We start from the raw sequence: 26,319 nt of genomic DNA on the forward strand, positions 1-26,319 counted from the left end.
TATGATTGCATTAGTAATTTTTATGATTATTTTATCGGTAATAATTATTATCGTATCTTTCATTATGTCACCTGATTCTAATGCGTTTTCTGGAGCTTTAGTTGGTTCAGGGGATCTAGATTTATTTAAAACATCTAAAGAAAGGGGAGTTAAAAAAATTCTTAAATACACAATGTTTACATTAGGCATAGTACTTTTGATTGCTGCCCTTGTTTTAAGAATCTTTATTTAACAATTAATGAATATAAAAGAGGAAATTTTAAAATATTTAAGAACATCTAACCAAGTTAGATCATTTTTAAATATTGCTAAGGGTTTAGGAATTAAACCAAATAAAAATAAAGACTTAACAAAAGCTTTACAAGAAAGTCAAAAAGAGTTTTTAATTTTTAAAAATGAAAAAGATGAATATTTTGCTCCTATTTTCAAAGAAGAAATAGAAGGTAAATTGTCACTTTCTAATAATGGTAGATTTGCCTTTGTTGACTATAACATAGACGAATTAGCAAATACTAAAGATAGTGTTTTTATAATTAAAAATAACTTTAATGGCGCTATTCATAATGACTTAGTAAAAGTAAAAATTTTTATTGATAAAACTAAAGAAAAAGAACAAATGCTTTTTGGTGTTGTTAGCCAAGTTGTTCAAAGAGCAACAAATACTCTTATTGGTTTTGTTAAGAAAAATGGACTTTTTGTTGATTTTGAACCAATTGATAAAAAATACAAATTTAATAAATATAAAATAATTGCTTTACAAGAAAAAGCTAGTTTAAATGATCTAGTAACAGTAAAAATTGAAGAAATAAAAAATAATTTGATTTTAGTTTCAATTCAAAAGGTAATAACGAACCAAGCTGATACAAAACTTTTTATAAAAGCTTATTTAGAAGGAGTTGATGTACCTAAAGTTTTTGGTTCAGAATTAAATGAAGAAATTGCTAAAATTCCTGAGGATATTTTTAATGAAAATATTTCTAATCGTACAGATTTTACTGATGAATTAATAGTAACAATTGATGGTGATGACACCAAAGATTTTGATGATGCAGTTAATGTAATAAAAAAAGAAAATGGAAATTTTGTACTTTCTGTTCATATCGCTGATGTTTCATATTATGTAACTGAAGGAACAAAAATTAATGATGAAGCCTTAAAAAGAGGTACGAGTATTTATTTGGCAGACCAAGTTATTCCAATGCTACCCGAAGCTTTATCAAATGGTATTTGTTCACTTAATCCAAATCAAAAACGTTTTGTTTTAAGTGCTATTATGGAAATTGATCAAAATGGTAACACACTAAAAACTGAAATAAAACAAGGTATTATTGATAGTAAATATCGTTTAACATACAAACAAGTAAATAACTTTTTTGAAAACAATCTTCTAGATCCTACTTGATTTAGAAATAATGAAAATCTGAAAATTGAGAAGTTTAATTTAGATAAATTAGCAAAAATGTTAAATGATGCTAAAGAATTAAGCTTAATTTTACACAAGTTCAAAATTAAACAAGGTTATATTGATTTTGAAATTAATGAACCTAAAATTTTATTTAATGAAGATGGTTCAGTAAAAGATATTACGTTTTATCCTCGTGGATTTTCTGAAGTTTTAATAGAAGACTTTATGGTACGAGCCAACGAAGAAGTTGCTAAATTTTTAAACAAAAATAATTTTCCTGCGATGTATAGAGTTCATGAAAAACCAGATGAAGACAGATTATTATCGTTTAAAAACGTTTTAAACACTTTAGGGATTAAAGCTAATATTCCAACCGGGAACATAACTCCTTTATTGTATTCAAATGTTATTGAAACAATAAAAGAACAACGTAATGATGAATTTATAAAACTTTTATTTTTAAGAACTATGCAAAAAGCTGTTTATTCTGGTGATAATATAGGTCATTTTGGATTAGCATCCGATTGTTATTGTCATTTTACAAGTCCTATTCGTAGATATCCAGATTTAGTTATTCATAGAATTTTAAGAGAATTAGTATTAAATAAAGAATTAAATAAAAAAGAAGACTTAACTAATTTAGTGTATTCTGTTTCTAAAGCCAATTCAGCTTCAGAACAAGGTGCTGTAGAAGTGGAAAGAAAAGTCAATGATTTACTATTTTCTGAGTATTACAAAAACAAAATAGGAACAAAATTAACAGGGCAAATTGTTAGTGTTGTTAAATTTGGTTTTTTTGTAGAATTTGAAAATAAAACAAACGCTCTTGTTCATAAAAGTGTTTTAATGGATAGTGATTTAGAACCAAATGATGCTATGACACAGTTAAAAGGAGCAAAATCAACTTACACTATTGGACAAAACATTGATGTTATTGTTGCAGCTGTTGACTTAGCTGATGGAAAAGTAGATTGTGTTCCAGAAGTGTTTTATCAAGACTTTTTAAAACAAAAAATTAACCGTCGTGCAGTAAATGATTCACATTTAAGAAAGAATTAATGAGTAGAAAATTAGTAAAAAATTCACTAGGTTTTGATAATGATTTATATGTGATTCAAGATAAAGACATGTTTAATTATTCAGTTGATACTATCCTTTTAGGGAATTATGTTTTTTTAAATAAAAGCACTAAAAAAATGTTAGAAATCGGAACTAATAATGGAGCTTTATCAATTTTTATTGCTTCAAGATATAAAGAATTAAAAATTGATGCATTAGAAATTCAACAAAAAGCTGCAGAATTAGCTCAAATAAATGTTAAGGAAAATAACTTGGAAAAACAAATTAATGTTATTAATCAAGACTTTAATGTTTTTTGAAAAGAACATTCTAAAAAGGCATTAAAAAAATATCAAAGCATAGTTTGTAACCCGCCTTTTTATCCTTATGATAAATCAAAAATCAAAAAAAATATTTCGCAAGAAAAGCTTATTGCAACTCATGAAATATACCTAAATTTAGATCAAATTTTTGCAGGATCTAGCAAAATTATAGAGCAAAAAGGATTTATAACTTTAGTTTTACCTGTAGAACGATTAGTCGATTGTTTTGAGTCAATGAGAAAGCATCGTTTTGAACCAAAACGAATACAATTTATTTATCCTAGAGTCGATGATAAACCCAAATTTGCCTTGATTGAAGGAAGATACAACTCAGGTTGAGGTGTTCACTTTTTACCAAATTTATACTTACATGATCAAAACGATAAATTAAATCATGATTATTTAGATAGTATTAAAAAATTATATAAACCAATAAAAGTAGGAGCAGAAAATGAACAAAAATAAAAAAACTTTTTATATTACAACACCAATTTATTATGCTTCTGGAAATTTGCACATTGGTCATTTATATACAACCACATTAGCATGAACTATAGCTAATTACAAAAAAAGTAGAGGTTATGATGTTAAGTTTTTAACAGGTAGCGATGAACATGGTCAAAAAATATTTTTAAAAGCTCAGGAAGCTAACATTTCTGCACAAAAATATGTTGATGATTTAGTTAAAAATTATAAAAAAATGTGAAGTGATTTTGGTATTGATTATGATTATTTTAGCAGAACTACTAACCAAAACCATAAAGAAACAATTCAACAAATTTTTGAATTATTTTTAAAGAAGGGAATAATTTACAATGGAAATTATGAAGGTTTATACTCTGTTTCAGATGAAGAATTTTTTACAAAAACTCAAGCAGTTAAAGGTCAAGACGGAAATTATTATCACCCTTTAAGCAATCACAAATTAAGCGTTGTTAAAGAAGAAAGTTATTTCTTTAAAATGTCAGAATTTCAAGAATGATTGAAGCTTGAAATACTAAATAATCCTACATGATTAAACCCTCAAAAAGTAATTAATGAATTAAATAATAATTTTATTTCTAAGGGACTAGAAGATTTATCCGTAACTCGTTCAAATGTGTCATGAGGAATAAAAACTTTAAGTGATCCAAAACACACCATATATGTTTGACTTGATGCTTTATGTAACTATATTAGCGCTTTAGGTTTTAATTTAAAGAGTAATACAAACACAGATTTTGAAAAATATTGGCAAAATGGTGACGAAATAGTGCATTTATTAGGAAAAGAAATTTCAAGATTTCATTTTATTTACTGACCAATATTTTTAAAAGCATTAGATATTAAAATGCCTTCAAAAATGATAAGCCATGGTTGAATAATCACTCCAACTGGAAAAATGTCTAAATCAAAAAATAATGTTATTGATCCTTATGATCTTTTAGCAAAGTATCATCCAGAAATGATTAAATACTTTTTTGTCTCTAAAATTAATCTAGGAGAAGATGGAGTATTTGATATTAAATTATTTGAAGACACCATTAATTCTGAACTAATTAATAATTACGGAAATTTGGTTTCAAGAACTTTAAAAATGATTTCAAACAGCTTTGATAATGGAATCAAACATAAAAAGTCTGATGATAATATTCATAAAAACATCGATACAGCAATTTTAGAATCAAAAGAAAAATTTATTAAATATTTTGATGAATTTAACTTGTCCACAGGTTTAAAAGTTGCAATAGACTTAGGTAATACACTCAATAAATACATCGATGAGACAACTCCTTGAAAATTAACAGATCGTTTAGATGAGTTAGAATTAATTTTGAGTAGATTACTAAACGGTATTTATGCAATGAGTACTTATTTAAAAGTCGTAATGCCTCAAAAAATGAATGAAGTTTCAAAAGCATTAAACATTGAATTTGATTTAGAACAAGTACAAAATTTTGAAAAATTTGATAACAAAAAAATGGAAAGTAAATTTTTATTTTTCCAAAGAATTAAATAAAAATAATTATTTGCAATATTTATGAATAAAGTAAATTTTTTACTAAATTTGATAATATTAATAAGTAAAAAGCAAAATAACAAAAGGAGATATAATTATGATCTTTTTAAGAGCCACAAAATATGAATTAAACCCTGAAAAAATGAAAGGTTTTGTCGATTATTTATACATATTTGTAAGTAAATCAAGACTAGAAACACAAAATCTATCATTTGAATTTGGCTTGAATTCTGAATCAGAAGTTATTTTAGTAGAAAGATGAAGCTCAAAAAGCGATTACCAAGCTTTCATTAAAAAAGATGAAGTAAAAAAAGAACTTAACGTTCTTGAAAAAATGGCATATAAAACAACTGAGTTGTATGCCTTTGATACAATCAGATAATTAAAACGCAAAATTATGCGTTTTTTATTTTTTTGTACCTTATTTTAATAAAATATATAAACAAGATCATTTAAGGAGATATTATGAATAAAGAAGAATTAAAGAAAAAATTAACTGACTTACAATACAGAGTAACACAAGAAAATGCCACAGAAGCACCTTATACAAATTTATATGATGAACACTTTGAAAAAGGAATTTATGTTGACATAGTAGATGGAAGCGTATTATTTAGTTCGCTAGATAAATATAATTCTGGATGTGGTTGACCAGCATTTACTAAGCCTGTCGATAAAGTAGTAGAAGTTGTTGACAAAACACATGGAATGATAAGAACTGAAGTTCGTTCTAAAAATGCTGATAGTCATTTAGGACACGTTTTTACAGACGGGCCTAGAGATAAAGGCGGATTAAGATATTGTATTAATTCAGCTTCGTTAAGATTTATTTCGTATGAGAACATGGAAAAAGAAGGATACAAAGAATACTTATCATTATTTGATAAAAAATAAATATGTTTTATTTAATTAACAAAACAAAAGGAAATTCATCTCGTAAAGAAGTGGATCTTTTTTCTAAAAAACTTAATCATGTAAAAATGGGTCACAGTGGAACACTAGATCCACTTGCAACCGGTTTATTACTAATAGCAACTCAAGAAGATACAAAATTACTTCAATATATTACTTTTAAAAACAAAAAGTACTATGTGCATGGCAAATTCGGTTATGCAACTAGCACTTATGATGTTGAAGGTGAAGTAACTTTTACAAGCAATAATATGGTTACTGAAGAAGATTTTTTAAGTAATGTTAAAAAATTATCAACTTTAAAAACTCAAATACCACCAAAATTCAGCGCAAAAAAAATAAACGGAAAAAGAGCCTATGAATTAGCAAGAAATGAGAATTTTGATTTTGAGATCAAAGCACAAAATATTGAAATTTTTGATTATAAAGTAGTTTATTTTGATTATCAAAACCAAACTTTTGGTATTGAATTTAATGTTTCAGAAGGAACATACATTCGCTCTTTAATTTACGATTTAGGACTAATGTCAAATTCGTATGCAACAATGACTGATTTGGTAAGAACTGGAATAGGTGTTTTAGATATAAGTGAGTTAAAACAAGAAGAATACGTAAAAATAGATCCATTTAGAATTATTCAACTATCACATTATAACTATACAAAAAGTGAACAAAAACTATTAAAAAACGGAGTTGGTTTTGAAGTAAAATTAAGTGATCAAGATACAATTTTGTTACTAAATCAAAACAAAGAAATTAGTGGAATAGCACAAATTAAAAATTCTTTTTTAAGTGTTAAGAAAATATTCCCTGAAAGGATATAAATGAAAAATATTAAAGAACAAATTAAAATAGCTGCTTTTGATATTGACGGAACAATTATGCCTTATGGCAACAGAGTTTTTTCAGATAATATTAAGTTAATGTTTAAAGAATTAAACAAAAATAAAATAATTAGTGTTTTAGCTTCAGCAAGAGAATTTGCAACTATTGGGGATTTTTTAGAACAACTTGAAGGTCTTGATTATTTTATTGGTGCTAATGGAGCATTTATTTACGATGTAAAAAATAAAAAAAATATATATGAAGTTTCAATTGATAAAGAAGAAATAAAAGACTTATATTTAAATTTTGAAAAAAGAATGAATGGATTTAGTATAGCCGATTATGATACTGTACACAAAAACAAAAACTTAGATATAAGTACATGATTTATCGGACCTAATTCTCATAATTATATTGACATTGATTTTGACAAAATGCGTTCTGGTCGATTACATATTGTTTGTGTAGCCACTGAAGAACCAAAAGAACTTACTATGGACTTAATGGAATTTATTAAGAAAAAAAATTATAACTTGGAAGTCAATTCAGTTTGATCTCACGGACTTTTTATTGGATTAAAGAATGTAACTAAAAGTCACACATTAGATATTTTGACAAAAAAATTAAATTTATCACATGACAATTTAATAGCTTTTGGAGATAGTTCTAATGATTATGAAATGGTAAGAGATGCTTTCTATGGAGTTGCAATGGAAAAAGCAAATCAAGAACTAAAAGATGTTGCAAAAGATGTAGCAATAGACTGTGATTATGATGGTGCTTATCATAAATTAAAGGAGTTAAATGTTATTTAAAAATCATGAACCTTTTTACGTTTATGATATAGAAAATTTTAGCGCTCAGGATAATGATGTTTTTATTATGGGGGCTTTTGAAAGTTTACACTTAGGACATTATGAATTGTTTAAAAAAGCAAATAATGACTTTTCAACACAAAGAAAAATTTTAGTTTATTTTAATAATTCTGAACAAATGACTAAATTTAATTCTACTTTTTTTACAAGTCAAAAAATTAGAGATAAATGAATTAGTAAAATAGGTTTTGATAGTGCTATAAGTATAGATTATAGTCAAATAAAGAATTTAGAAGGCAAAAATTTTATTGATTTAATTGCTAATTCTAAAAAAACAACATTTATTGTTGGAGATGATTTTAAATTTGGATTTAAAGCAAAAAATACATGAAAAGATATTTCGAAATTTAATCCTATTTATAGTGTTATCTCTGTGCCTATTTTAAAGGTAAATAATACAAAAATATCTACTTCCAAATTAAAAGAATTTATTGAATTTGGTGATATTGAAGAACTTAATGATTTGTTACTTTTTAAGTATACCTTTAGCTCTACAGTAAAGATAAATAAAGAAATTATTTTAAATGAAAATATACAAAAACTTCACAGTGGTGTATACATCATAAGAATTTTATATAATCAAATGCTTTATTATGGCTTATTGCATGTTACCTTTAATAAAGAATATTTTTTAGATTTTATTGATTTTAATTTAGAATTAAAAGATAATATTCTAGTTGAAATCATCGTTGAAAAACAACTCAGGTTAACAATTTCTCAAAATAATGATCAAATAACTCTACAGGATAGAGAAATATGTAAAAACTATTTTTTACAAAATACTTAGTTTATTTTATTATCAAAAAAAGATTTTTGAATATAATATAAAAAGTTAAATGATTAACTGAAAAATTCTATTTCTAGGTTTATATTAACAAATATATGCTTGGATAGAACATAATTAAAATATAGGAGAATTATGGTTACAAAAGATCAAAAAGCAGCTTTAGTTAAAAAATATGGAGCTAATGCTAAAGATACAGGTTCAACATTTGTTCAAATCGCTATTTTAACAGAAGAAATTGAAGCATTAAAACCTCACTTTTCAAATAACCCAAAAGACAACCACTCACGTCGTGGTTTCATGGCTAAAATTTCAAAACGTAGAGTTTTATTACAACACTTAAAGAAAACTGATTTAGATGCATACAACAAATGTTTAGCTGAACTTGGAATTCGTAAATAAATTTACATTTAAAAATTCTCCACAAAGAGAATTTTTTAATAATTTATTTAACGCTAAAAAACTTTTTCTTTAAGGCTTTTTCTAAAATGTCACCTTTGTAAATAACATCATTTCTAATTAAAATTAATTTATCAAATAATTTTATATATAAGACAAATAAAACAACTAGTATTGTTAAAAATATCACACAAATAATTCCAAAAATAGTTGAAATTATTATTGATATTTTAATTTGATCATTAAATACATAAGATAACCCTCATAAAAAACCTGAAATTGAGTTTAAAAATATTAATCAAGTAATTACAATTAATAAAATAATTATTTTTAATGAATTGATTAAAGCAATAGGTGGCTTAGTGGTGATAGCTATTTTAAACTCCATAAAACGAATTTGTACATAATTTGTCACAAATCACTTAATAACATGACTAAAAAGATATAGTATGTATAAATTATTATTATTTTTTCTGTAATTATTAATACAAAATAAATAAAAAATATTTATAACTGCAAACCCCATAAAAATAAAAGATAAGTTATTTATTATTCAACCTAAATAAGCTAATGCTTTTACTTTTGTACCGCTCAATAAAAAAGCAATCCCTATTAAAAGTGAAAGTGATGAAACTAAAAGAATTAATTTAAATTTACTTATTGCCTTCATATTACTTTAAATTATATAATTTAATAACTAAAAAATTTTGCTAAGTTGACAAAAAGCCAAATAGTTTTTTATTTGTTCACATAGTTAAATTCTATTAATAATAAGTCGGAGGTAAAGATGAAAGATGAAAATCAAAAAAATATTATTATCAAAGAAGCTTTAAGTTCGATTGGTAAAAAATTCGGAAAAGAATCTATTATGTTATTAGGTGGTGTGCCTGATATAAGTATAGATACATTTTCAAGTGGTTCTTATGCACTAGATAAAATTCTAGGCATTGGAGGATTTCCTAAAGGAAGAGTTATTGAAATTTATGGACCAGAAAGTTCAGGAAAAACAACTGTTTGTTTGCATGCCATTGCCGAAATTCAAAAAAAAGGCGGTATAGCTGCATTTATTGATGCTGAACATTCAATTGATCCAGTTTATGCTTCTAATATAGGTGTAGATGTAGATAATTTAATTCTATCTCAACCTGATTCTGGTGAGCAAGCACTAGAAATAGTTGATATATTAGCAAAAAATGGAAACATAGACTTAATAGTTGTTGATTCTGTAGCTGCACTTGTGCCTGAAGCTGAATTAAACGGAGACATGAAAGATCAACAAATTGGAATGCAAGCTCGTTTAATGTCAAAAGCTCTAAGAAAAATAGCAGGTAATTTAAACAAGAACAAAACAACAGTTATTTTTATAAATCAAATAAGAGAAAAAGTTGGTGTTATTTTTGGTAATCCTGAAACAACTTCAGGTGGAAGAGCTTTAAAATTCTATTCATCAATTAGAGTGGAAGTAAGAAAAGGTACATCAATAACTGACACTAAAGATATTATTGGAAATGAAGTTAAATTTAAAGTGGTTAAAAATAAACTTGCAGCGCCATATAAAAGTGCTGTTAGTGAAATTATTTTTTCTAAAGGAATTAATAAAACTAATGAATTATTAAACTTTGCCATCGAAAAAGGCTTAGTAATTAAAAAAGCTGCATGATATAGTATTGATGAGAAAAATGTTGCGCAAGGTCAAAAAGCAATGGAAGCTTATATAGAAGAAAACATTGAATTTAAAAATGACTTACTTAAAAAACTAGAATTAAAATAGAGCATATATAATATAATTAAAACATGAATAAAAAAGACTTAACGTTATTATTTTTGGGTGATATTTTTGGTGAACCAGGAATAGCTATTGTTGAAAAATATCTTCCTAGTTTAATCAAAGAACATAATATTGATTTTGTTATTGCACAAAGCGAAAATGTTTCAGATAGAAAAGGTTTAACTGAAACAGATTATTTAAGATTAAAAGAAGCTGGTGTTTCAGCTTTTACTCTAGGCAATCATGTCTGATCAAAATCTGACATTTTAAAAATAATTAACAATAAAGATGTTATTAGACCTCTAAATATTGAAACAACTTATCCAGGTCAGGGAACGAGTGTTTTTATGATTGGTGATAAATCTTTAAGAGTTACATCGCTTATGGGAATAACTTTTAATCATCTTTTACCTCCTTGAGAAGAAGAATATGCAAATAACTTTTTTGATTGTATAGATCAAGTAATAGAAAATGATGAAAAAACAGATTTTCACTTTGTTGATTTCCATGCTGAAACAACTTCTGAGAAAAATGTTTTAGGTCTATACTTAGATGGAAAAATTGATGCTATCTGTGGTACTCATACACATGTTCAAACAAATGATGCTAAAATTCTTCCAAACGGAACTGCCTATATTACCGATGCAGGAATGTCAGGTCCCATGAATAGTGCAATAGGCGCTAATTATGAAGAAGTTTATCAAAAAATGAGATATGGATCGCGTTTAAAATACAAAGTAAGTACTAATGTTGCTCAATTTAATAGTGTTTTAATTAAACTTTCTACAAATAGAAAGACTAATACAATTACTCCTATTAATATAATGCCTAAATAATTCAGGAAGGGGAATCCCTTCTTTTCTTTTTTATTATATTAATATATACATATACGCGCGCGTACTATATATAATAGGTTATGTTAGTCCATTACTGAATGAAAAATTCATGCTAGAAAAAAAATAAAAATTTTGTTTGACATTTTATTTTTTACCATATAATAGATAAGCAAGCCCGTTGAGGCAAACAAAAAAGTTCTTTGAAAACTAGATATATACAATATAACATGACAGTCAATTTTTTCGAGAGTTTGATCCTGGCTCAGGATGAACGCTGGCTGTGTGCCTAATACATGCATGTCGAGCGGAGTTCTTCGGAACTTAGCGGCGAATGGGTGAGTAACACGTGCCTAACGTGCCTCTTAGATTGGAATAACGGCTAGAAATGGCCGCTAATGCCGGATACTTATTAGCTTCGCATGAAGTTAATATAAAAGGAGCGTTTGCTCCACTAAGAGATCGGGGTGCGTAACATTAGTTTGTTGGTGAGGTAAAGGCTCACCAAGACGATGATGTTTAGCGGGGTTGAGAGACTGATCCGCCACACTGGGACTGAGATACGGCCCAGACTCCTACGGGAGGCAGCAGTAGGGAATTTTCCACAATGGACGAAAGTCTGATGGAGCGACACAGCGTGCAGGAAGACGGCCTTCGGGTTGTAAACTGCTGTTATAAGGGAAGAAAAAGTAGCGTAGGAAATGACGTTACCTTGACGGTACCTTATCAGAAAGCAACGGCTAACTATGTGCCAGCAGCCGCGGTAATACATAGGTTGCAAGCGTTATCCGGAATTATTGGGCGTAAAGCGTCTGTAGGTTGTTTGTTAAGTCTGACGTTAAAACTTGGAGCTCAACTCCAAATTGCGTTGGATACTGGCAARCTAGAGTTATGTAGAGGTAAGCGGAATTCCTTGTGAAGCGGTGAAATGCGTAGATATAAGGAAGAACACCAATTTGGCGAAGGCAGCTTACTGGGCATATACTGACACTGAGAGACGAAAGCGTGGGGAGCAAACAGGATTAGATACCCTGGTAGTCCACGCCGTAAACGATGATGATTAGCTGATGGGAACCATCGGCGCAGCTAACGCATTAAATCATCCGCCTGAGTAGTATGCTCGCAAGAGTGAAACTTAAAGGAATTGACGGGGACCCGCACAAGCGGTGGAGCATGTGGTTTAATTTGAAGATACGCGAAGAACCTTACCCTCTCTTGACATCTTCCGCAAAACTATAGAGATATAGCGGAGGTTAACGGAAAGACAGATGGTGCATGGTTGTCGTCAGCTCGTGTCGTGAGATGTTCGGTTAAGTCCTGCAACGAGCGCAACCCTTATCCTTAGTTAAATATTCTAGGGAGACTGCCCGAGTAATCGGGAGGAAGGTGGGGATGACGTCAAATCATCATGCCTCTTACGAGAGGGGCAACACACGTGCTACAATGGGAAGTACAAAGAGAAGCAAAACGGCGACGTTAAGCAAATCTCAAAAAACTTTTCTCAGTTCGGATTGGAGTCTGCAACTCGACTCCATGAAGTCGGAATCGCTAGTAATCGTAGATCAGCTACGCTACGGTGAATACGTTCTCGGGTCTTGTACACACCGCCCGTCACACCATGGGAGCTGGTAATGCCCGAAGTCGGTTTTGTCAACTACGGAGACAACTGCCTAAGGCAGGACTGGTGACTGGGGTGAAGTCGTAACAAGGTATCCCTACGAGAACGTGGGGATGGATTACCTCCTTTCTACGGAGTACAGTTGTTACAAAAAGTCACAACACACACATTTATAGACTAATTTATAATAAACAAGGCGTCATGTTCTGATGATATTAGTCCATCAGGTATATCTAGTTTTGAGAGAACTTCTCTCTTTTGTTCTTTGAAAACTGAATAGTAAAGAATATTGATATGAACAACGACATCAATAAATAAAATTAACAAAGATAATTTGTCAATTTGTTTTGATCATCGAGAAATTTATTACATTAGTAATAATTCATTGAAATGTCTTAAAATACATCAACAATAGGAAAATACATAACAATTAAAATTAATATATTTGAAGTTGTACTTTTAAATAAGTAAGAGTTTGTGGTGGATGCCTTGGGTCTGGAAGTCGAAGAAGGACGTGATTACCTGCGATAAGCCTCGTGGAGCTGGATATACGCTTTGATACGGGGATTTCCGAATGGGGAAACCTAATTAGGGGAAAGCCTAATTGCTTTGCAATGAATAAAATAGTTGCACAGACGAGATACGTTGTGAACTGAAACATCTTAGTAGCAACAGGAAGAGAAAATAAATAATGATTCCATCAGTAGCGGCGAGCGAACGTGGAAGAGCCCAAACCAACACATGTTGGGGTTGTAGGACAGTCTACATAAAGTTACAAAACTTTATCATAGCAGAAGAAGCTGGGAAGCTTTGGCATAGAGGGTGATACCCCCGTATGCGAAATGGTAAAGACTTTTGACTGTATCCTGAGTAGGGCGGGGCACGTGAAACCCTGTCTGAATCTGCCGGGACCATCCGGCAAGGCTAAATACTAACCAGACACCGATAGTGAACTAGTACCGTGAGGGAAAGGTGAAAAGAACCCCGGGAGGGGAGTGAAATAGATTCTGAAACCACTTACTTACAATTAGTCAGAGCCCGTTAATGGGTGATGGCGTACATCTTGCAGTATGGACCGGCGAGTTATGTTAACATGCGAGGTTAAGTGGAAAAAAGCGGAGCCGCAGAGAAATCGAGTCTTAATAGGGCGTTTAGTATGTTGACATAGAACCGAAACCAGGTGATCTATTCATGAGCAGGCTGAAGCTTGGTTAAAACCAAGTGGAGGGCCGAACCGTAGTACGCTGAAAAGTGCCCGGATGACTTGTGAATAGGGGAGAAATTCCAATCGAACTTGGAGATAGCTGTTTCTCCTCGAAATAGCTTTAGGGCTAGCGTGTGATGTTAAGTTTTGGTGGTAGAGCACTGAATGTGGAATGGCCGCGCCTAGCGGTACTGACTATAATCAAACTCCGAATACCATTACGTATCATCATGCAGTCGGAACCGGGGTGCTAACGTCCCGGCTCGCGAGGGCAACAACCCAGATCGTCGGCTAAGGTCCCAAAATCGTGTTAAGTGAGAAAGGTTGTGAGATTTCATAAACAACTAGGAAGTTGGCTTAGAAGCAGCCATCTTTTAAAGAGTGCGTAATAGCTCACTAGTCAAGAGATCTTGCGCCAATAATGTAACGGGACTAAAACACGATACCGAAGCCACGGGTACGAAAGTACGTTAGAGGAGCGTTCTTATCAGCGGTGAAGCATGACCGTAAGGACATGTGGAGCGATAAGAAGTGAGAATGCCGGTATGAGTAACGATTCGGAGTGAGAATCTCCGACGCCTATTGGGAAAGGTTTCCTGGGGAAGGTTCGTCCACCCAGGGTTAGTCAGGACCTAAGGAGAGGCTGAAAAGCGTATCCGATGGACAACAGGTTAATATTCCTGTACTGCCTAATATTAGTGATGGAGTGACGGAGAAGGATAATAATACCCATTATTGGATTTGGGGGTAAGCAACAACTGGTGAATGTAGTCAAATGCGCATTCTGTAACTGGGAGTTGTGATGCATAGTGAACGGCAACAAGTAGCGAATTTTATGATTTCATGCTTCCAAGAAAAGCTTCTAAACGTTTAAATATTAGGCACCTGTACCGAGAACGGACACACGTTCCCAAGATGAGTATTCTAAGGCGAGCGAGAAAACCAATGTTAAGGAACTCTGCAAAATGACCCCGTAAGTTCGCGAGAAGGGGCGCCCATGTAAATGGGCCACAGTAAATTATGAGGGGCAACTGTTTATCAAAAACACAGCTCTCTGCTAAACCGCAAGGTGAAGTATAGGGGGTGAAGCCTGCCCAGTGCCCGAAGGTTAAGTGGATGCGTTAGCACTAGCGAAGCGTTGAAATGAAGCCCGGGTGAACGGCGGCCGTAACTATAACGGTCCTAAGGTAGCGAAATTCCTTGTCGGCTAAATACTGACCTGCACGAAAGGCGCAATGATCTCTCAACTGTCTCAACATTGGACTCGGTGAAATTATGGTCCCAGTGAAAACGCTGGGTACCCGCATCAAGACGAAAAGACCCCATGGAGCTTTACTATAACTTCGTATTGGAACTTGGCCTAACATGTGTAGGATAGGTGGGAGACGGTGAGACTGAGGCGCTAGCCTTAGAGGAGTCGACCTTGAAATACCACCCTTGGTATGTTGAGTTTCTAACTTGCCGCCTTTATCAGGTGGGAGGACAGTGCGTGGTGGGTAGTTTGACTGGGGCGGTCGCCTCCTAAAAGGTAACGGAGGCGTTCAAAGGTACACTCAATACGGTCAGAAACCGTATGTAGAGCGCAAAGGTAGAAGTGTGCTTAACTGCGAGACCAACAAGTCGAGCAGATGCGAAAGCAGGACTTAGTGATCCGGCTGTACGTCATGGAACGGCAGTCGCTCAACGGATAAAAGTTACCCTGGGGATAACAGGCTTATCTTGCCCAAGAGATCACATCGACGGCAAGGTTTGGCACCTCGATGTCGGCTCATCGCATCCTGGAGCTGGAGTAGGTTCCAAGGGTTTGGCTGTTCGCCAATTAAAGCGGTACGCGAGCTGGGTTCAGAACGTCGTGAGACAGTTCGGTCCCTATCTGATGTGGGCGTTGGAATATTGATGAGAGCTGCTCTTAGTACGAGAGGACCGGAGTGGACATACCGCTGGTGTTCCAGTTGTTTCGCCAGAAGCATAGCTGGGTAGCCAAGTATGGAAAGGATAACCGCTGAAAGCATCTAAGTGGGAAGCCTCCTCAGAGATGAGTATTCCCTTGAAATTCCTTGTAGACGACGAGGTTGATAGGATGGAAGTGTACGTGTAGTAATACATTCAGCTGACCATTACTAATAAATTGAAAGGTTTAAAAGTAAGATGTCATTTAAGACATTTTAATGAATTATGATTAATCTTTACTATTCAGTTTTGAAAGAACAAGCCCAATGAGGGCATTTTTTTATTATTTTTGCATGATACATAAAATATTAATATATTTCTTGTTATATTCCATTTTTTGAATATAATAAAAACTATGAATAAATTAAATAATAAACAATTAGTATTTTTCGGATTCAACTTCGTTGTTGGATTTGGTTTTATTGCTACAATGTCTGAACTTGTTGTTAACAAAGGTTGAGGTATTTTAATTTTTATTATTTCTTCATTTATTGCATTAACAGTTGCTTTATCTTTTTCAAAGTTAGCACATAAATACCCAGATACAGTGGGTGGAACTTATGCTTATTCAAAGCCAGTATTTAATCGGCCATTACAATTTTTTGTTGGATGGACACAGTTTATACAAGGGTTGTTGATAAGTTCAACAACCCCTTTATTTTTTGCAACCATAATGAAGGAATTTGATAAAAATCCTGATCATGAGATTTATTATACGTTAGTATCGTTAGTGATATTTTCTATAATTATTCTTGTGGCAACATTTGGAATTAAAACAAACAAATATGTAATCTTTATTTCATCAGCACTAAAGTATTTAGTTATAGCAGGAGCGGTTTTACTTTTACTTGTAAACTTATTTAAGGGACTTTACAATGGACAAGTACAACCTGATTTAGGAGGTAGTGATACTATAGCTAAACCATCGCTTTTATTTGCTGGGATAATATCATTTATTATCGCCTTTGGTGGTATAGAAAGTGTTGCTATTATATCTAAAGATACAAACGTTAAAAACTTTAGAAAAACTTTAATGTTTATCTTTGGTTTAATATTGATATTTTACTTTATAGTTTATATCTTATTTATATTCCAACCTAAAACAGTTGGAGGACCTACTTTTGCTGGATTATATAATTCATCATTAGGATTAACAGGATTGGTATTGTTTGGGATAGGAATGTTCTTTAATAGACTATCAGCTACTTCATCGTTTATCTTTGGATACTCACGTGCTTTAGTAGCGCTAGCATTTGATGGATTTTTACCTCAAGTATTTACAAAGACCAACAAACACGGTGAATACAAAAACGCTATACTATTTTTTGGACTATTAAATATAGTTGTAATGTTTTTAATTGGATTATTACCTAAACTAATTTCATCTGATTCACAACTTAGTGAAACGTTTTCTAAACTTCTAGGAGTTATAGCCATATTCTTTTTAATGCAGTACTTTATAACCATTGTTATTGCTTTAATAATGCACAAAAAACAAATATTAAAAATAGCTATGTGAGAATACATAATATACGTTGTAGGATCAATAGTAATTATGTTTTGTATATTAAGTTACATGTTCCCTGTTATGTTTAATATTTTCCCATTAGAAGTTAAAGAAGTATGAGATATAGGTAACACAATTGTTTTAGTTAGTTTAATTGCAACAATAGTTCTAGGTTACTTAATTTCTTATTTATACTGGTATTTAAAGAAGCGTAAAGAAACAAATCAATTACAAACACAAACAAGCACACAAAATTTAGATTTAAATTCAGACACTAAAAAAAACTAATTTGCCTTAATCAATTGCCTTTTGGCAATTTTTTAATTCACTTTTTTATGCATTTATTTTTACATTTTTTATCAATATTTAGGATTTAAATTATTTTTTAAAAAAAAAACTAATAATGACCCGTTTAAAGGAATTGTTACCATACAGTAAATCAAATTATCATTTTCTAAATTTTTAACAAAAAAGTTAAGAAATCGCTCATAAATACCACTAAAATGGACTTTTTTAGCTTAAAACTATGCAAAATGAAAATTTTAAAAATTTGAAAAAAACCTATTTAAAAGGTATATTTTCATATTTTTCCACAATTTATATATATTAACTTCATTATCTTATAATAAGAATATGCAAACACAACATAGGAGATTTATGAGAACAAAAAAATTACTAATTACATTAGGAGCACTTAGTGCAATTACACTAGCTGGAGCTATTGCAGTTTCTTGTGGAACATCAAGCACAGCAAAATCTGCATCAAATACAACAACCCCAACAACTGCTCAATCACCAAGAGTAGCTATATCTGATCCAGATAATCCAAGATGATTAAAAGCACAAAAAGAATTATTAGCAGCATTTGATTCACACAAAATTGGAGCCGTTTCTTCAATCGTTAAAGATCAAACACAGCAAAATAGTTTTATTGACTCAGCAGTAGCTGGAGGAACAAAAGGACTTATTATTGGTGCTGTTGATGGAAACACAGTTTCAGGTTCAGTTACAGCAGCAGCTGGCAAAGGCGTTAAAGTTGTAGCTTATGACCGTTTAATTTCTGGAACAGATAAATACGACTGATATACAACATTTGATAACAGTAATGTAGGTGAATTACAAGGTTTATACTTACTATCAGGAATTTACAAAAAAATGGATGCACCATTTAAAACAATGGAAGAAGCAGTTGCTCATGCAACAGCAAACAAATTAAGTGAAGAATCATTTGTTTATACACTAGGTGGTGGTCCATCAGACAATAACTCAAGTTTATTCTACGGAGGAGCTAAAAAAGTTATAGACGCAGTTATGAAAGTAGATTCAAACTTAAAATTTGCAAGAAACAATGAAAGCTTTGAAGTCGCAGCAGTAGATAACTGAGATTATTCTAAAGCACAATCAGGAACACAAACATTCTTAACATCATTTGCTAAGAAAGATAAAATAGTTGCAGTATTAGCACCTAACGATGGGATGGCTAATGCAGCTATTACAGCTTTAAAACAATTAAAATTAGACACAAGTAAAATTTCAATTACAGGTCAAGATTTTAACGACGATGCAATTATGCATATTAAAGCTGGTGATCAATTAATGACAATTTATAAACCAGATTCAAGTTTAGCAAAAGTAGCTGTAGCAATTCTTAAAGAAATCATGAAAGAGGAAAATGCTTCAAAAACACCTGAGCAAGTATTTGAATTAGTTAAAGCATCATTACCTGATGATTTAAAAACAATGGTAACTTTAGATAAAACACAATACAAATCAACAGATACACACAACATTAATACAATTATTCTTACACCTACAGTGGTTACAAAAACAAATATCTCACAATACGAGGGAAAATAGTTTAAACCCATATAAAAGGGTCTTATTGCTTAAGACCTTTTTATTAATAACAATAAAAGGAGGGCTATGAATCAAGAATACATTTTAAAACTAAAAAACATTACAAAAATTTACGGCGCAACCAAAGCCTTAAGCGATGTAAGTTTTGAAGTTAAAAAAGGCCGTATTTTAAGCCTTGTTGGAGAAAATGGGGCTGGTAAAAGTACACTACTTAAAATCTTTTCAGGGGTTATACCTCATGGTAAATACGAAGGTGAATTATTTTATGAAGACAAACTCGCTAATTTTGCTACCATTAACGATTCAGTTTCAAAAGGAATTGCTATTATCCATCAAGAGCTAGCAATTTCTCCTTATTTAACTGTTTGTGAAAATATGTACTTGAATAATTACATTAAAAAATTTGGAGTTATTCAGTGAAACAAAATGAATATCGAATGCCAAAAGTATTTAAAAATGGTTGGTCTTAATATAAGTTCAGATACTGTTGCAGGTACTTTATCGGTTGCTAATCAGCAATTAGTAGAGATAGCAAAAGCACTTTCAAAAAATGCAAAATTAATATTTTTTGATGAACCTACTTCTTCACTTAATGATTCAGATAGTTTTAAACTACTTGATATTATGAAGGATTTACGTGACAAAAAAGGTGTTACATCTGTTTTTGTTTCACATAAACTTAATGAGGTTTCTTATGTAGCTGATGATATTGTAGTTATTCGAGACGGAAAATTTATTTCTTCTTATGATAAAAATACTAGAGCAATTAACGAACAGGAATTAATTAAAGACATTGTTGGTCGTTCATTAGAAACTAAATTTCCACCAAAAAACCCTGATCGCAAAATTGGGCAAACAATATTTGAAGTAAAAAATATTAATATCTTAAACCCTAAAGTTTCAAACCATTACACAGTTCAAAATGCTTCTTTCGATTTAAAACAAGGTGAAATAGTTGGTATTTCTGGACTTGTAGGTTCTGGAAGAACAGAACTAATGTTATCTATTTTTGGTAAATACTATAATAGAATAGAAAGTGGTGAAGTTTTACTTAGAGGCAAAAAAGTACATTTTAAAAATCCTAAAGACGCTATACGTAAGGGTATTATGTATGCTAGCGAAGATAGAAAAAACATCGGACTTATTCAATCTTTTTCAATTAAATACAACATAAATTCTGCGTCCGAACATATTTATGCAAAATTAGGTGTATATAGCTTAAACAAAGAGGAAAAAGGTTCACTTCAATATTCAAAACAAATGGGTGTTAAAACAAAAAATATTAATAATGAAGTTGAATCACTTTCTGGTGGTAATCAGCAAAAAGTAGTTGTTGCTAAAGCTTTATCGACCGATTTTGATATATTAATAATAGATGAACCAACTAAAGGAATTGATGTTGGTTCTAAATATGAAATTTACGAATTACTCATTGAATTAGCAAATAAAGGAAAATCAATAATTGTTATTTCTTCTGAAATGGAAGAATTAATAGGTATAACTGATCGAATTTTTGTTATGGCTCAAGGAAAAATTAAGGGTCAAATTTTAACCAAAGATGCAACCCAAGAAAAAATAATGCAAATAGGTTTATTATAAGGAGGAACAATGGAACAAAAAAAGAACTTCATGGATAAATTTCGTGAAGGTGTTGATGGCGCTGCTAATTCATTTGCTCAAGCAATTAAACCGGCAAGTGATTTAGTAAAAAAAGTATTTGCAATTCCAATGCGTAATAAATATTTTGCTGCAACAGTAAGACACATTCAGAAATTTTCAATGTATTACATTTTACTTGTAATCATTATGATTTTTACAGGGTTTAGTAATGGAAATTTATTACACCCGGATCAAATTATTTTGTTAATTCAAAATAACTCATATGTTATTTTATTAGCATTACCAATGACATTGGTCATTATTTCAGGAAACATCGACTTATCAGTCGGTAACATACTCGGATTTTTAGGATTTGTTTCCGTAATTGTCTATAACACAACGGGAAATAGTATTATTTTAACAATTATTTGTACTGTTTTAGCAGGTCTATTAATTGGTATGACTCATGGTGTGTTAATAGGATATTTAAAAATTCCAGCATTTATTATTACTTTAGGTTCTATGTTAGCATTTAATGGTGCTAGATTAGCAATTAATAATGGTGCTGCTTTATTCCCACAAAACGGATTTAATTCAACATTTGTTCAAGGTGTTATTGGAAGCTTCCCTGACATGCAAATTAATGGACAGTTTTGAATAGTTGCTTTTTCTATAATAACCTTATTTACAGTGGTTTTAGTTGCTTTAAGAGTTTATTCATATACTAAAAAAGCAAAAGCAAAATTACATGTAGAAAATGCTTTTATCTTTTTAATTAAAACAATTTTATATTCAGTATTTGGTTTAGGATTAGCAACTTATGTAGCCCTAAGCAGAAGTGGATTACAATATTTTATTCTTTATGTAATGATTGCAGTTTTATTATTTGTTTTTATAACTAAATTTACAACTTATGGACGTAGTGTGTATGCAATAGGTGGAAACAGAAAAGCTGCTGAATTATCAGGAATCGATTCAAGAAAAACTAACTTTATTACATTTACAATAATGGGTGGAATGATTGGTTTTGCAAGTGTTGTTTTAACTGCAATTTTAAATACAGCAAGTGCAACAGCCGGAATTGGTTTTGAATTACTAGCTATTTCATCAGTATTTGTTGGAGGAGCTAGTGTTTGAGGAGGAATTGGAACTATTACTGGAACAGTTATAGGATCATTTATCTTACAAATTATTAACCAAGGAATGCAAATTAAAGCAGTTCCAATCCAAATTCAAGAAATTGCCAAAGGTATGATTTTAATTGCTGCTGTTGGATACGATGTCTTTTCACACCGTAAAATAACTTAAAAATATATAATAGGTTTATATGATTAATAATAACAAAATAGCCGCTGTTGATATAGGCGGAACTAATACTCGTTTTGCTCTTTTTGATGAAAAAGGCAAAATTAAACTTAAGAAAAAAACAGCAACAAGTTTTGATAACTCTGCTCAAACATGTGATTGAATTTTGAACTTAGTTAAAGAACATAAAATTGAATACTTAGCTTTATGTATTCCTGGACCAAGTAATTATGAAACTGGTTTAATTATAAATCCTCCAAATTTAAGAGGCACATGATTAAACTTTCAAATGAAAGATTATTTAATGTCTAATTCAAATTTAAAATTTATTGCTTTTGAAAACGATGCTAATGCTATGGCTCTTTCTAACCATTTTGAATATGGAATGAATAAAAAACAAGTAAGTCAATTTTACACTGTCAGCACTGGCTTTGGTAGTGGATTAATAATAAATAATTCAATTTATCATGGAAAAAACTTTTTAGCACAAGAAATTGCTCAAATTCCAGTTAGTCAAAATAATTTTTCTTCAGCCCACCATATGAAAAATAATTTTGCTATAGAATTACATTGCTCTGGACGTGGATTGGAAATAAAAGCAAAGGCTTTAAAATTAGCAAATAATGCCCAAGAGGTCTTTGAACTAGCCAAAAAAGGAAATAGTATTGCACAAGATTTAGTAAATCAAGCTTCTGATGCTCTTGCAAGAATGTTTGCAATAAATGCTGGAATGTTAGCCCCACATAACTTTTTTATTGGAGGAAGTGTTGGACTAAACAATAAAGAATTTATTCTAGAAGCATTTAATAAAGCTAAAAAAATGTCTGATCCTGTTCATTTTGACAATGTCAATTTATATTATGATAAAAATGGTGATGATAGTGCTTTGTATGGATTATATTATTTAATAAAACATTATTTAGGTTAAAAAATAAGTTTCGGCTTATTTTTTATTTTGCTTTAAAAATATCTTTTTTATATATAATAAATAGGCTTAAAAATTAGCTTTTAAAAAAAATAAAAAATATTTGTTGATTTGTTTTTTTGATATATAATAGTAAAGCATTAAAGCAACACATTTAGGAGAAGTAGCTCAGCTTGGTAGAGCACTTGGTTTGGGACCAAGTGGTCGCAGGTTCGAATCCTGTCTTCTTCACCATGTGGGGGGATAGCTCATTTGGCTAGAGCGCCTGCCTTGCACGCAGGAGGCGGTGGGTTCGAATCCCATTCTCTCCACCATTATTATGGCACTGTAGCTCAGTTGGTTAGAGCATCCGGTTCATACCCGGAAGGTCAAGAGTTCGACTCTCTTCGGTGCTACCATACGGTATAAAAAACTAACTGTTTGATTAGGACCTATAGCTCAACGGTTAGAGCAACCGGCTCATAACCGGTTGGCTACAGGTTCGAATCCTGTTAGGTCCACCAGGGTGATTACCCAAGTCTGGCTGAAGGGACTAGTCTTGAAAACTAGCAGGGGATGCAAGTCCCGCGGGGGTTCGAATCCCTCATCACCCGCCATTCGTCTTTAATGACACCTTTAATATAGCGGAGTGGAGCAGTCGGCAGCTCGTCGGGCTCATAACCCGAAGGTCGTAGGTTCAAGTCCTGCCTCCGCAACCATATGGTCCAGTGGTAAAGTGGTTTAATACGCCTCCCTGTCACGGAGGAGAACGCGGGTTCGATCCCCGTCTGGACCGCCATTTATGGCCCTGTAGCTCAGTTGGTAGAGCAACAGATTGAAGCTCTGTGTGTCGCTGGTTCGATTCCTGCCGGGGCCACCAAAAACCCTTATCTGTGAGTACTAAGTGCTTAGAGATAAGGGTTTTTTATTATTTTTTTATTCAATTTTTAAATAAAAAATTTTTAATTTGCCTTGTTTATAGTCAAAAAAAGAAATTTTTTTAAAAGAAATAATCTATTTAGAAAATATTTTTTTTATTTTTTTTACTACTAAATTCTTAAGATAGTGAGTATATATAATAAAAATAGGAGGCTAAATGAAAAAAAGCAAACTATGATTTTTATCATTAATACCATTAAGTAGTTTTGTAGCAATAAGCAGTATACAAGTTGGTGTTGATAATAAAGCAGAATGAAAACAATTTGACAAAGACGGAAACTTGTTTTTATGAACTGGAAAAGAAAAACCTAAGGACAAAAACGGAACGGAAATTACAGGTTTTAGTTTAGTAGATATAAGTAAATTAAATAAAGAATTTTTAGAAAAATTTAACTTATATGACTCGCTCAAAGATAATTTGGGAAAATTGTATATTAAAGATTCATCCTTAATTAAGGTAGGATTTATTGAATACAAAGCTGATCTTAAAAAAATAGAAGAAACTCAAAGCAACTTTTTATATAAAATAACAACTAAACATTTTAGTCCAAAAAACGATGGTACAAGTACTCATGGACAATTAATGAGCACCGTTTTTTCAAATACTAATCAAGGAATTTATCCTTATGCTCAAGTTTATGTTGTATCAATTAGTGATTATGATAACCAATTTGCTGCTATGGAATATCTAAAAAATGAAGGTATTAAAATTATAAATATGAGCTATGGAGTAAAAAATCAAAAAAATTCTGATGCATACGATTACTCTATTTCTCAATATATAGATAAGTTAGCTTACGAAAATGACATTTTATTTGTTTCATCTGCAGGTAATGATAATCATTTAGGAGCATATTTATCAGATAAAGATGGAGCGGTTAATTCACTTGTTGTAGGATCAGTAAATAAACATGATGATTTAGAATACTTTTCTGATAGAAAATGAGATGAAAAGAAATTAAAATATTTACCATTAAAACCAAATATAGCAACTTATTATTTAGATCATATAATGGGAACTAGTGGCTCTAGTGCTGTAACTAGTGCTTTAGTTGCTTATTTAATGAATTTTTATAATGTAAAAAATCCTAGTGATATTGTTGCACTTTTATCTGCTCTTTCAAAATCAAAAGATAATCAAAGTAATCAATTGATTTACGGAATAGGAGCGGGAATAAGTAATTTAAAGGATTTATCTCAATATACAAATACCATAAATATAGCACACAAATCAAAACCTGAGTTAATAGGAGATTACTTAAAATTAAAAGATAAAGAATTTATTGAATTGACTGTGCCAAAGGAAAAAAAGGAAATTTCTATAGGATTATATTGGACCTCAGATGGAGAATATAAATTAAGTAATAATCAAAAATTTTCTCGTTATGATGACTACAATATCGAATTGTATAAACAAGAAAATAATGAATGAAAAGAAGTAATTAAGTCTACAGAAAACATTAACAACCAAGAAATTATTCGTTTTAAAAATGAATCAAACAAGGAAGAAAAATATAGAATTAAAATAAAATCTGCTACAAAAACACCACGTAATACATACATTTCTCTAAGTTATATTCTTAGATAAAAAATAATAATAAAAGATTAATCGAATAAAAGCGATTAATTTTTTTAGTTTTTTCTCCATAAATACCTAATTTGTAGCGGTTTTTTAATTATTGTATTTTTAAAATGTAATATAATTTAAAAATAATTATGGAGGTAACATGAGTATCAAAAAGAAAATTTTAATTTTTACAAGCTCAATTATTTCAATTGCTACTTTATTTACAAGTGTTTCTTGCTCTCAAAGAGCTGATGAGTACAAAAAAAATAAATTGTTAGTTGATGAATTTATCTTAAATAACGAGTTTCATGAACCACCTATTATTAATTTAGAAAAACATAAAGAATCAAATGCTTTAAAAGATATTGAATTAATTCAAAAAAACTTTAGAGCAGATACTTTATGATGTTTAGAAAGTTTTGAATCACCAAGAAACAAAACTTTTAATAACAAAGTTTTTACTTATGAAATTAGTTCAGTTAACCATATTTTAGGAACAACTCAAGCTGAAATTAAAATAAAAGTTTATTTAAAAGATTTCTTGAATGAAGAAGGTAATCCTTTTTATTCAAGATTCTATACTGTAAAAATGGATGGGTTTAAAAGTACACCAATAAATCATAAACATTGATTAAAAACAGACGAAAAAGATTCATGTGAAATTTGCATGACATACAATAATTAGGA

Annotated in this window: 20 protein-coding genes, 8 tRNA genes and 2 rRNA genes; 29 read left to right on the forward strand and 1 reads right to left on the reverse strand. The window is 30.8% G+C overall.

Annotated elements, in window-relative coordinates; translation table 4 throughout:
• Position 1: 1 nt before the first annotated feature.
• The 10 genes from secG (at position 2) to rpsO (ending at position 8,584) form a co-directional block, all read left to right on the forward strand.
• Positions 2 to 232, forward strand: coding sequence for a preprotein translocase subunit SecG (gene secG / locus MALL_RS03650; protein WP_005683876.1), 231 nt, complete (start codon positions 2 to 4; stop codon positions 230 to 232).
• A 6-nt stretch (positions 233 to 238) separates the two neighbouring features.
• Entirely contained in the window at positions 239 to 2,464 is a 2,226-nt protein-coding gene (gene rnr, locus MALL_RS03655) for a ribonuclease R (protein WP_005683818.1), read from the forward strand.
• Positions 2,464 to 3,252, forward strand: coding sequence for a tRNA1(Val) (adenine(37)-N6)-methyltransferase (locus tag MALL_RS03660; protein WP_005683974.1), 789 nt, complete (start codon positions 2,464 to 2,466; stop codon positions 3,250 to 3,252). The genes rnr and MALL_RS03660 overlap by 1 nt, the downstream gene beginning before the upstream one ends.
• The gene (metG, locus tag MALL_RS03665) at positions 3,239 to 4,786 is read left to right on the forward strand and encodes a methionine--tRNA ligase (RefSeq protein WP_005683926.1); all 1,548 of its coding nucleotides are present in this window, start codon (positions 3,239 to 3,241) and stop codon (positions 4,784 to 4,786) included. Before MALL_RS03660 ends, metG begins: the two co-directional genes overlap by 14 nt.
• Before the next feature lie 97 nt (positions 4,787 to 4,883).
• A complete protein-coding gene (locus MALL_RS03670; RefSeq protein WP_005683923.1) occupies positions 4,884 to 5,168 on the forward strand; it encodes an antibiotic biosynthesis monooxygenase in 285 nt (94 codons plus the stop codon).
• An 83-nt stretch (positions 5,169 to 5,251) separates the two neighbouring features.
• Positions 5,252 to 5,680, forward strand: a complete 429-nt coding sequence (gene msrB, locus MALL_RS03675; RefSeq protein WP_005683841.1) for a peptide-methionine (R)-S-oxide reductase MsrB — start codon at positions 5,252 to 5,254, stop codon at positions 5,678 to 5,680.
• Between the two features lie 2 nt (positions 5,681 to 5,682).
• Positions 5,683 to 6,522 (forward strand): tRNA pseudouridine(55) synthase TruB, encoded by an 840-nt coding sequence (truB, locus tag MALL_RS03680; protein WP_005683787.1) that lies wholly within the window; start codon positions 5,683 to 5,685, stop codon positions 6,520 to 6,522.
• Positions 6,523 to 7,338 (forward strand): YcsE-related riboflavin metabolism phosphatase, encoded by an 816-nt coding sequence (locus tag MALL_RS03685; protein WP_005683855.1) that lies wholly within the window; start codon positions 6,523 to 6,525, stop codon positions 7,336 to 7,338.
• On the forward strand, positions 7,328 to 8,185 hold the full coding sequence (locus tag MALL_RS03690) for an FAD synthase (RefSeq protein ID WP_005683802.1): 858 nt from the start codon (positions 7,328 to 7,330) through the stop codon (positions 8,183 to 8,185). Before MALL_RS03685 ends, MALL_RS03690 begins: the two co-directional genes overlap by 11 nt.
• Before the next feature lie 132 nt (positions 8,186 to 8,317).
• The gene (gene rpsO, locus MALL_RS03695) at positions 8,318 to 8,584 is read left to right on the forward strand and encodes a 30S ribosomal protein S15 (protein WP_005683992.1); all 267 of its coding nucleotides are present in this window, start codon (positions 8,318 to 8,320) and stop codon (positions 8,582 to 8,584) included.
• 43 nt (positions 8,585 to 8,627) lie between these two features.
• Here rpsO and MALL_RS03700 read toward each other — a convergent pair whose 3' ends face one another.
• Positions 8,628 to 9,251 (reverse strand): hypothetical protein, encoded by a 624-nt coding sequence (locus MALL_RS03700; protein ID WP_040545627.1) that lies wholly within the window; start codon positions 9,249 to 9,251, stop codon positions 8,628 to 8,630.
• A gap of 117 nt (positions 9,252 to 9,368) precedes the next feature.
• On the opposite strand from MALL_RS03700, the gene recA reads away from it, so the two are divergent.
• The 19 genes from recA (at position 9,369) to MALL_RS03795 (ending at position 26,317) form a co-directional block, all read left to right on the forward strand.
• Positions 9,369 to 10,352, forward strand: coding sequence for a recombinase RecA (gene recA / locus MALL_RS03705; protein WP_005683856.1), 984 nt, complete (start codon positions 9,369 to 9,371; stop codon positions 10,350 to 10,352).
• 23 nt (positions 10,353 to 10,375) lie between these two features.
• Entirely contained in the window at positions 10,376 to 11,185 is an 810-nt protein-coding gene (locus tag MALL_RS03710; RefSeq protein WP_005683737.1) for a TIGR00282 family metallophosphoesterase, read from the forward strand.
• Between the two features lie 239 nt (positions 11,186 to 11,424).
• A 16S ribosomal RNA gene (locus MALL_RS03715) occupies positions 11,425 to 12,929 on the forward strand.
• 328 nt (positions 12,930 to 13,257) lie between these two features.
• Positions 13,258 to 16,149: ribosomal RNA gene (locus MALL_RS03720) — 23S ribosomal RNA — on the forward strand.
• Together the 16S and 23S rRNA genes form the textbook arrangement of a ribosomal RNA operon.
• A gap of 160 nt (positions 16,150 to 16,309) precedes the next feature.
• Positions 16,310 to 17,749 carry an APC family permease gene (locus tag MALL_RS03725; protein ID WP_005683892.1) on the forward strand — a complete coding sequence of 480 codons (1,440 nt, stop codon included), beginning with the start codon at positions 16,310 to 16,312 and terminating at the stop codon, positions 17,747 to 17,749.
• Positions 17,750 to 18,118: 369 nt separating this feature from the next.
• A complete protein-coding gene (locus tag MALL_RS03730) occupies positions 18,119 to 19,318 on the forward strand; it encodes a substrate-binding domain-containing protein (protein WP_005683851.1) in 1,200 nt (399 codons plus the stop codon).
• A gap of 66 nt (positions 19,319 to 19,384) precedes the next feature.
• Complete coding sequence (locus tag MALL_RS03735; protein ID WP_005683780.1) at positions 19,385 to 20,917, forward strand: sugar ABC transporter ATP-binding protein; 1,533 nt, start codon at positions 19,385 to 19,387, stop codon at positions 20,915 to 20,917.
• Positions 20,918 to 20,926: 9 nt separating this feature from the next.
• The gene (locus tag MALL_RS03740) at positions 20,927 to 22,225 is read left to right on the forward strand and encodes a sugar ABC transporter permease (protein ID WP_005683773.1); all 1,299 of its coding nucleotides are present in this window, start codon (positions 20,927 to 20,929) and stop codon (positions 22,223 to 22,225) included.
• Between the two features lie 19 nt (positions 22,226 to 22,244).
• Positions 22,245 to 23,150 (forward strand): ROK family protein, encoded by a 906-nt coding sequence (locus MALL_RS03745; protein WP_005683830.1) that lies wholly within the window; start codon positions 22,245 to 22,247, stop codon positions 23,148 to 23,150.
• Between the two features lie 154 nt (positions 23,151 to 23,304).
• A tRNA-Pro gene (locus tag MALL_RS03750) sits at positions 23,305 to 23,381 on the forward strand.
• Between the two features lie 3 nt (positions 23,382 to 23,384).
• Positions 23,385 to 23,461, forward strand: a tRNA-Ala gene (locus tag MALL_RS03755).
• A gap of 7 nt (positions 23,462 to 23,468) precedes the next feature.
• Positions 23,469 to 23,545: transfer RNA gene (locus MALL_RS03760), tRNA-Met, on the forward strand.
• 29 nt (positions 23,546 to 23,574) lie between these two features.
• Positions 23,575 to 23,650 (forward strand) — tRNA-Ile (locus MALL_RS03765).
• Positions 23,651 to 23,743 (forward strand) — tRNA-Ser (locus MALL_RS03770).
• A 26-nt stretch (positions 23,744 to 23,769) separates the two neighbouring features.
• Positions 23,770 to 23,845: transfer RNA gene (locus MALL_RS03775), tRNA-Met, on the forward strand.
• A gap of 3 nt (positions 23,846 to 23,848) precedes the next feature.
• Positions 23,849 to 23,925, forward strand: a tRNA-Asp gene (locus tag MALL_RS03780).
• Positions 23,926 to 23,930: 5 nt separating this feature from the next.
• Positions 23,931 to 24,006 (forward strand) — tRNA-Phe (locus tag MALL_RS03785).
• A gap of 216 nt (positions 24,007 to 24,222) precedes the next feature.
• A complete protein-coding gene (locus tag MALL_RS03790) occupies positions 24,223 to 25,653 on the forward strand; it encodes a S8 family serine peptidase (protein ID WP_005683872.1) in 1,431 nt (476 codons plus the stop codon).
• A gap of 139 nt (positions 25,654 to 25,792) precedes the next feature.
• Complete coding sequence (locus MALL_RS03795; RefSeq protein ID WP_005684002.1) at positions 25,793 to 26,317, forward strand: hypothetical protein; 525 nt, start codon at positions 25,793 to 25,795, stop codon at positions 26,315 to 26,317.
• Positions 26,318 to 26,319: the final 2 nt, after the last annotated feature.

The organism is Mycoplasmopsis alligatoris A21JP2 (assembly GCF_000178375.1).
GTDB classification, from domain to species: domain Bacteria; phylum Bacillota_I; class Bacilli_A; order Mycoplasmatales; family Metamycoplasmataceae; genus Mycoplasmopsis; species Mycoplasmopsis alligatoris.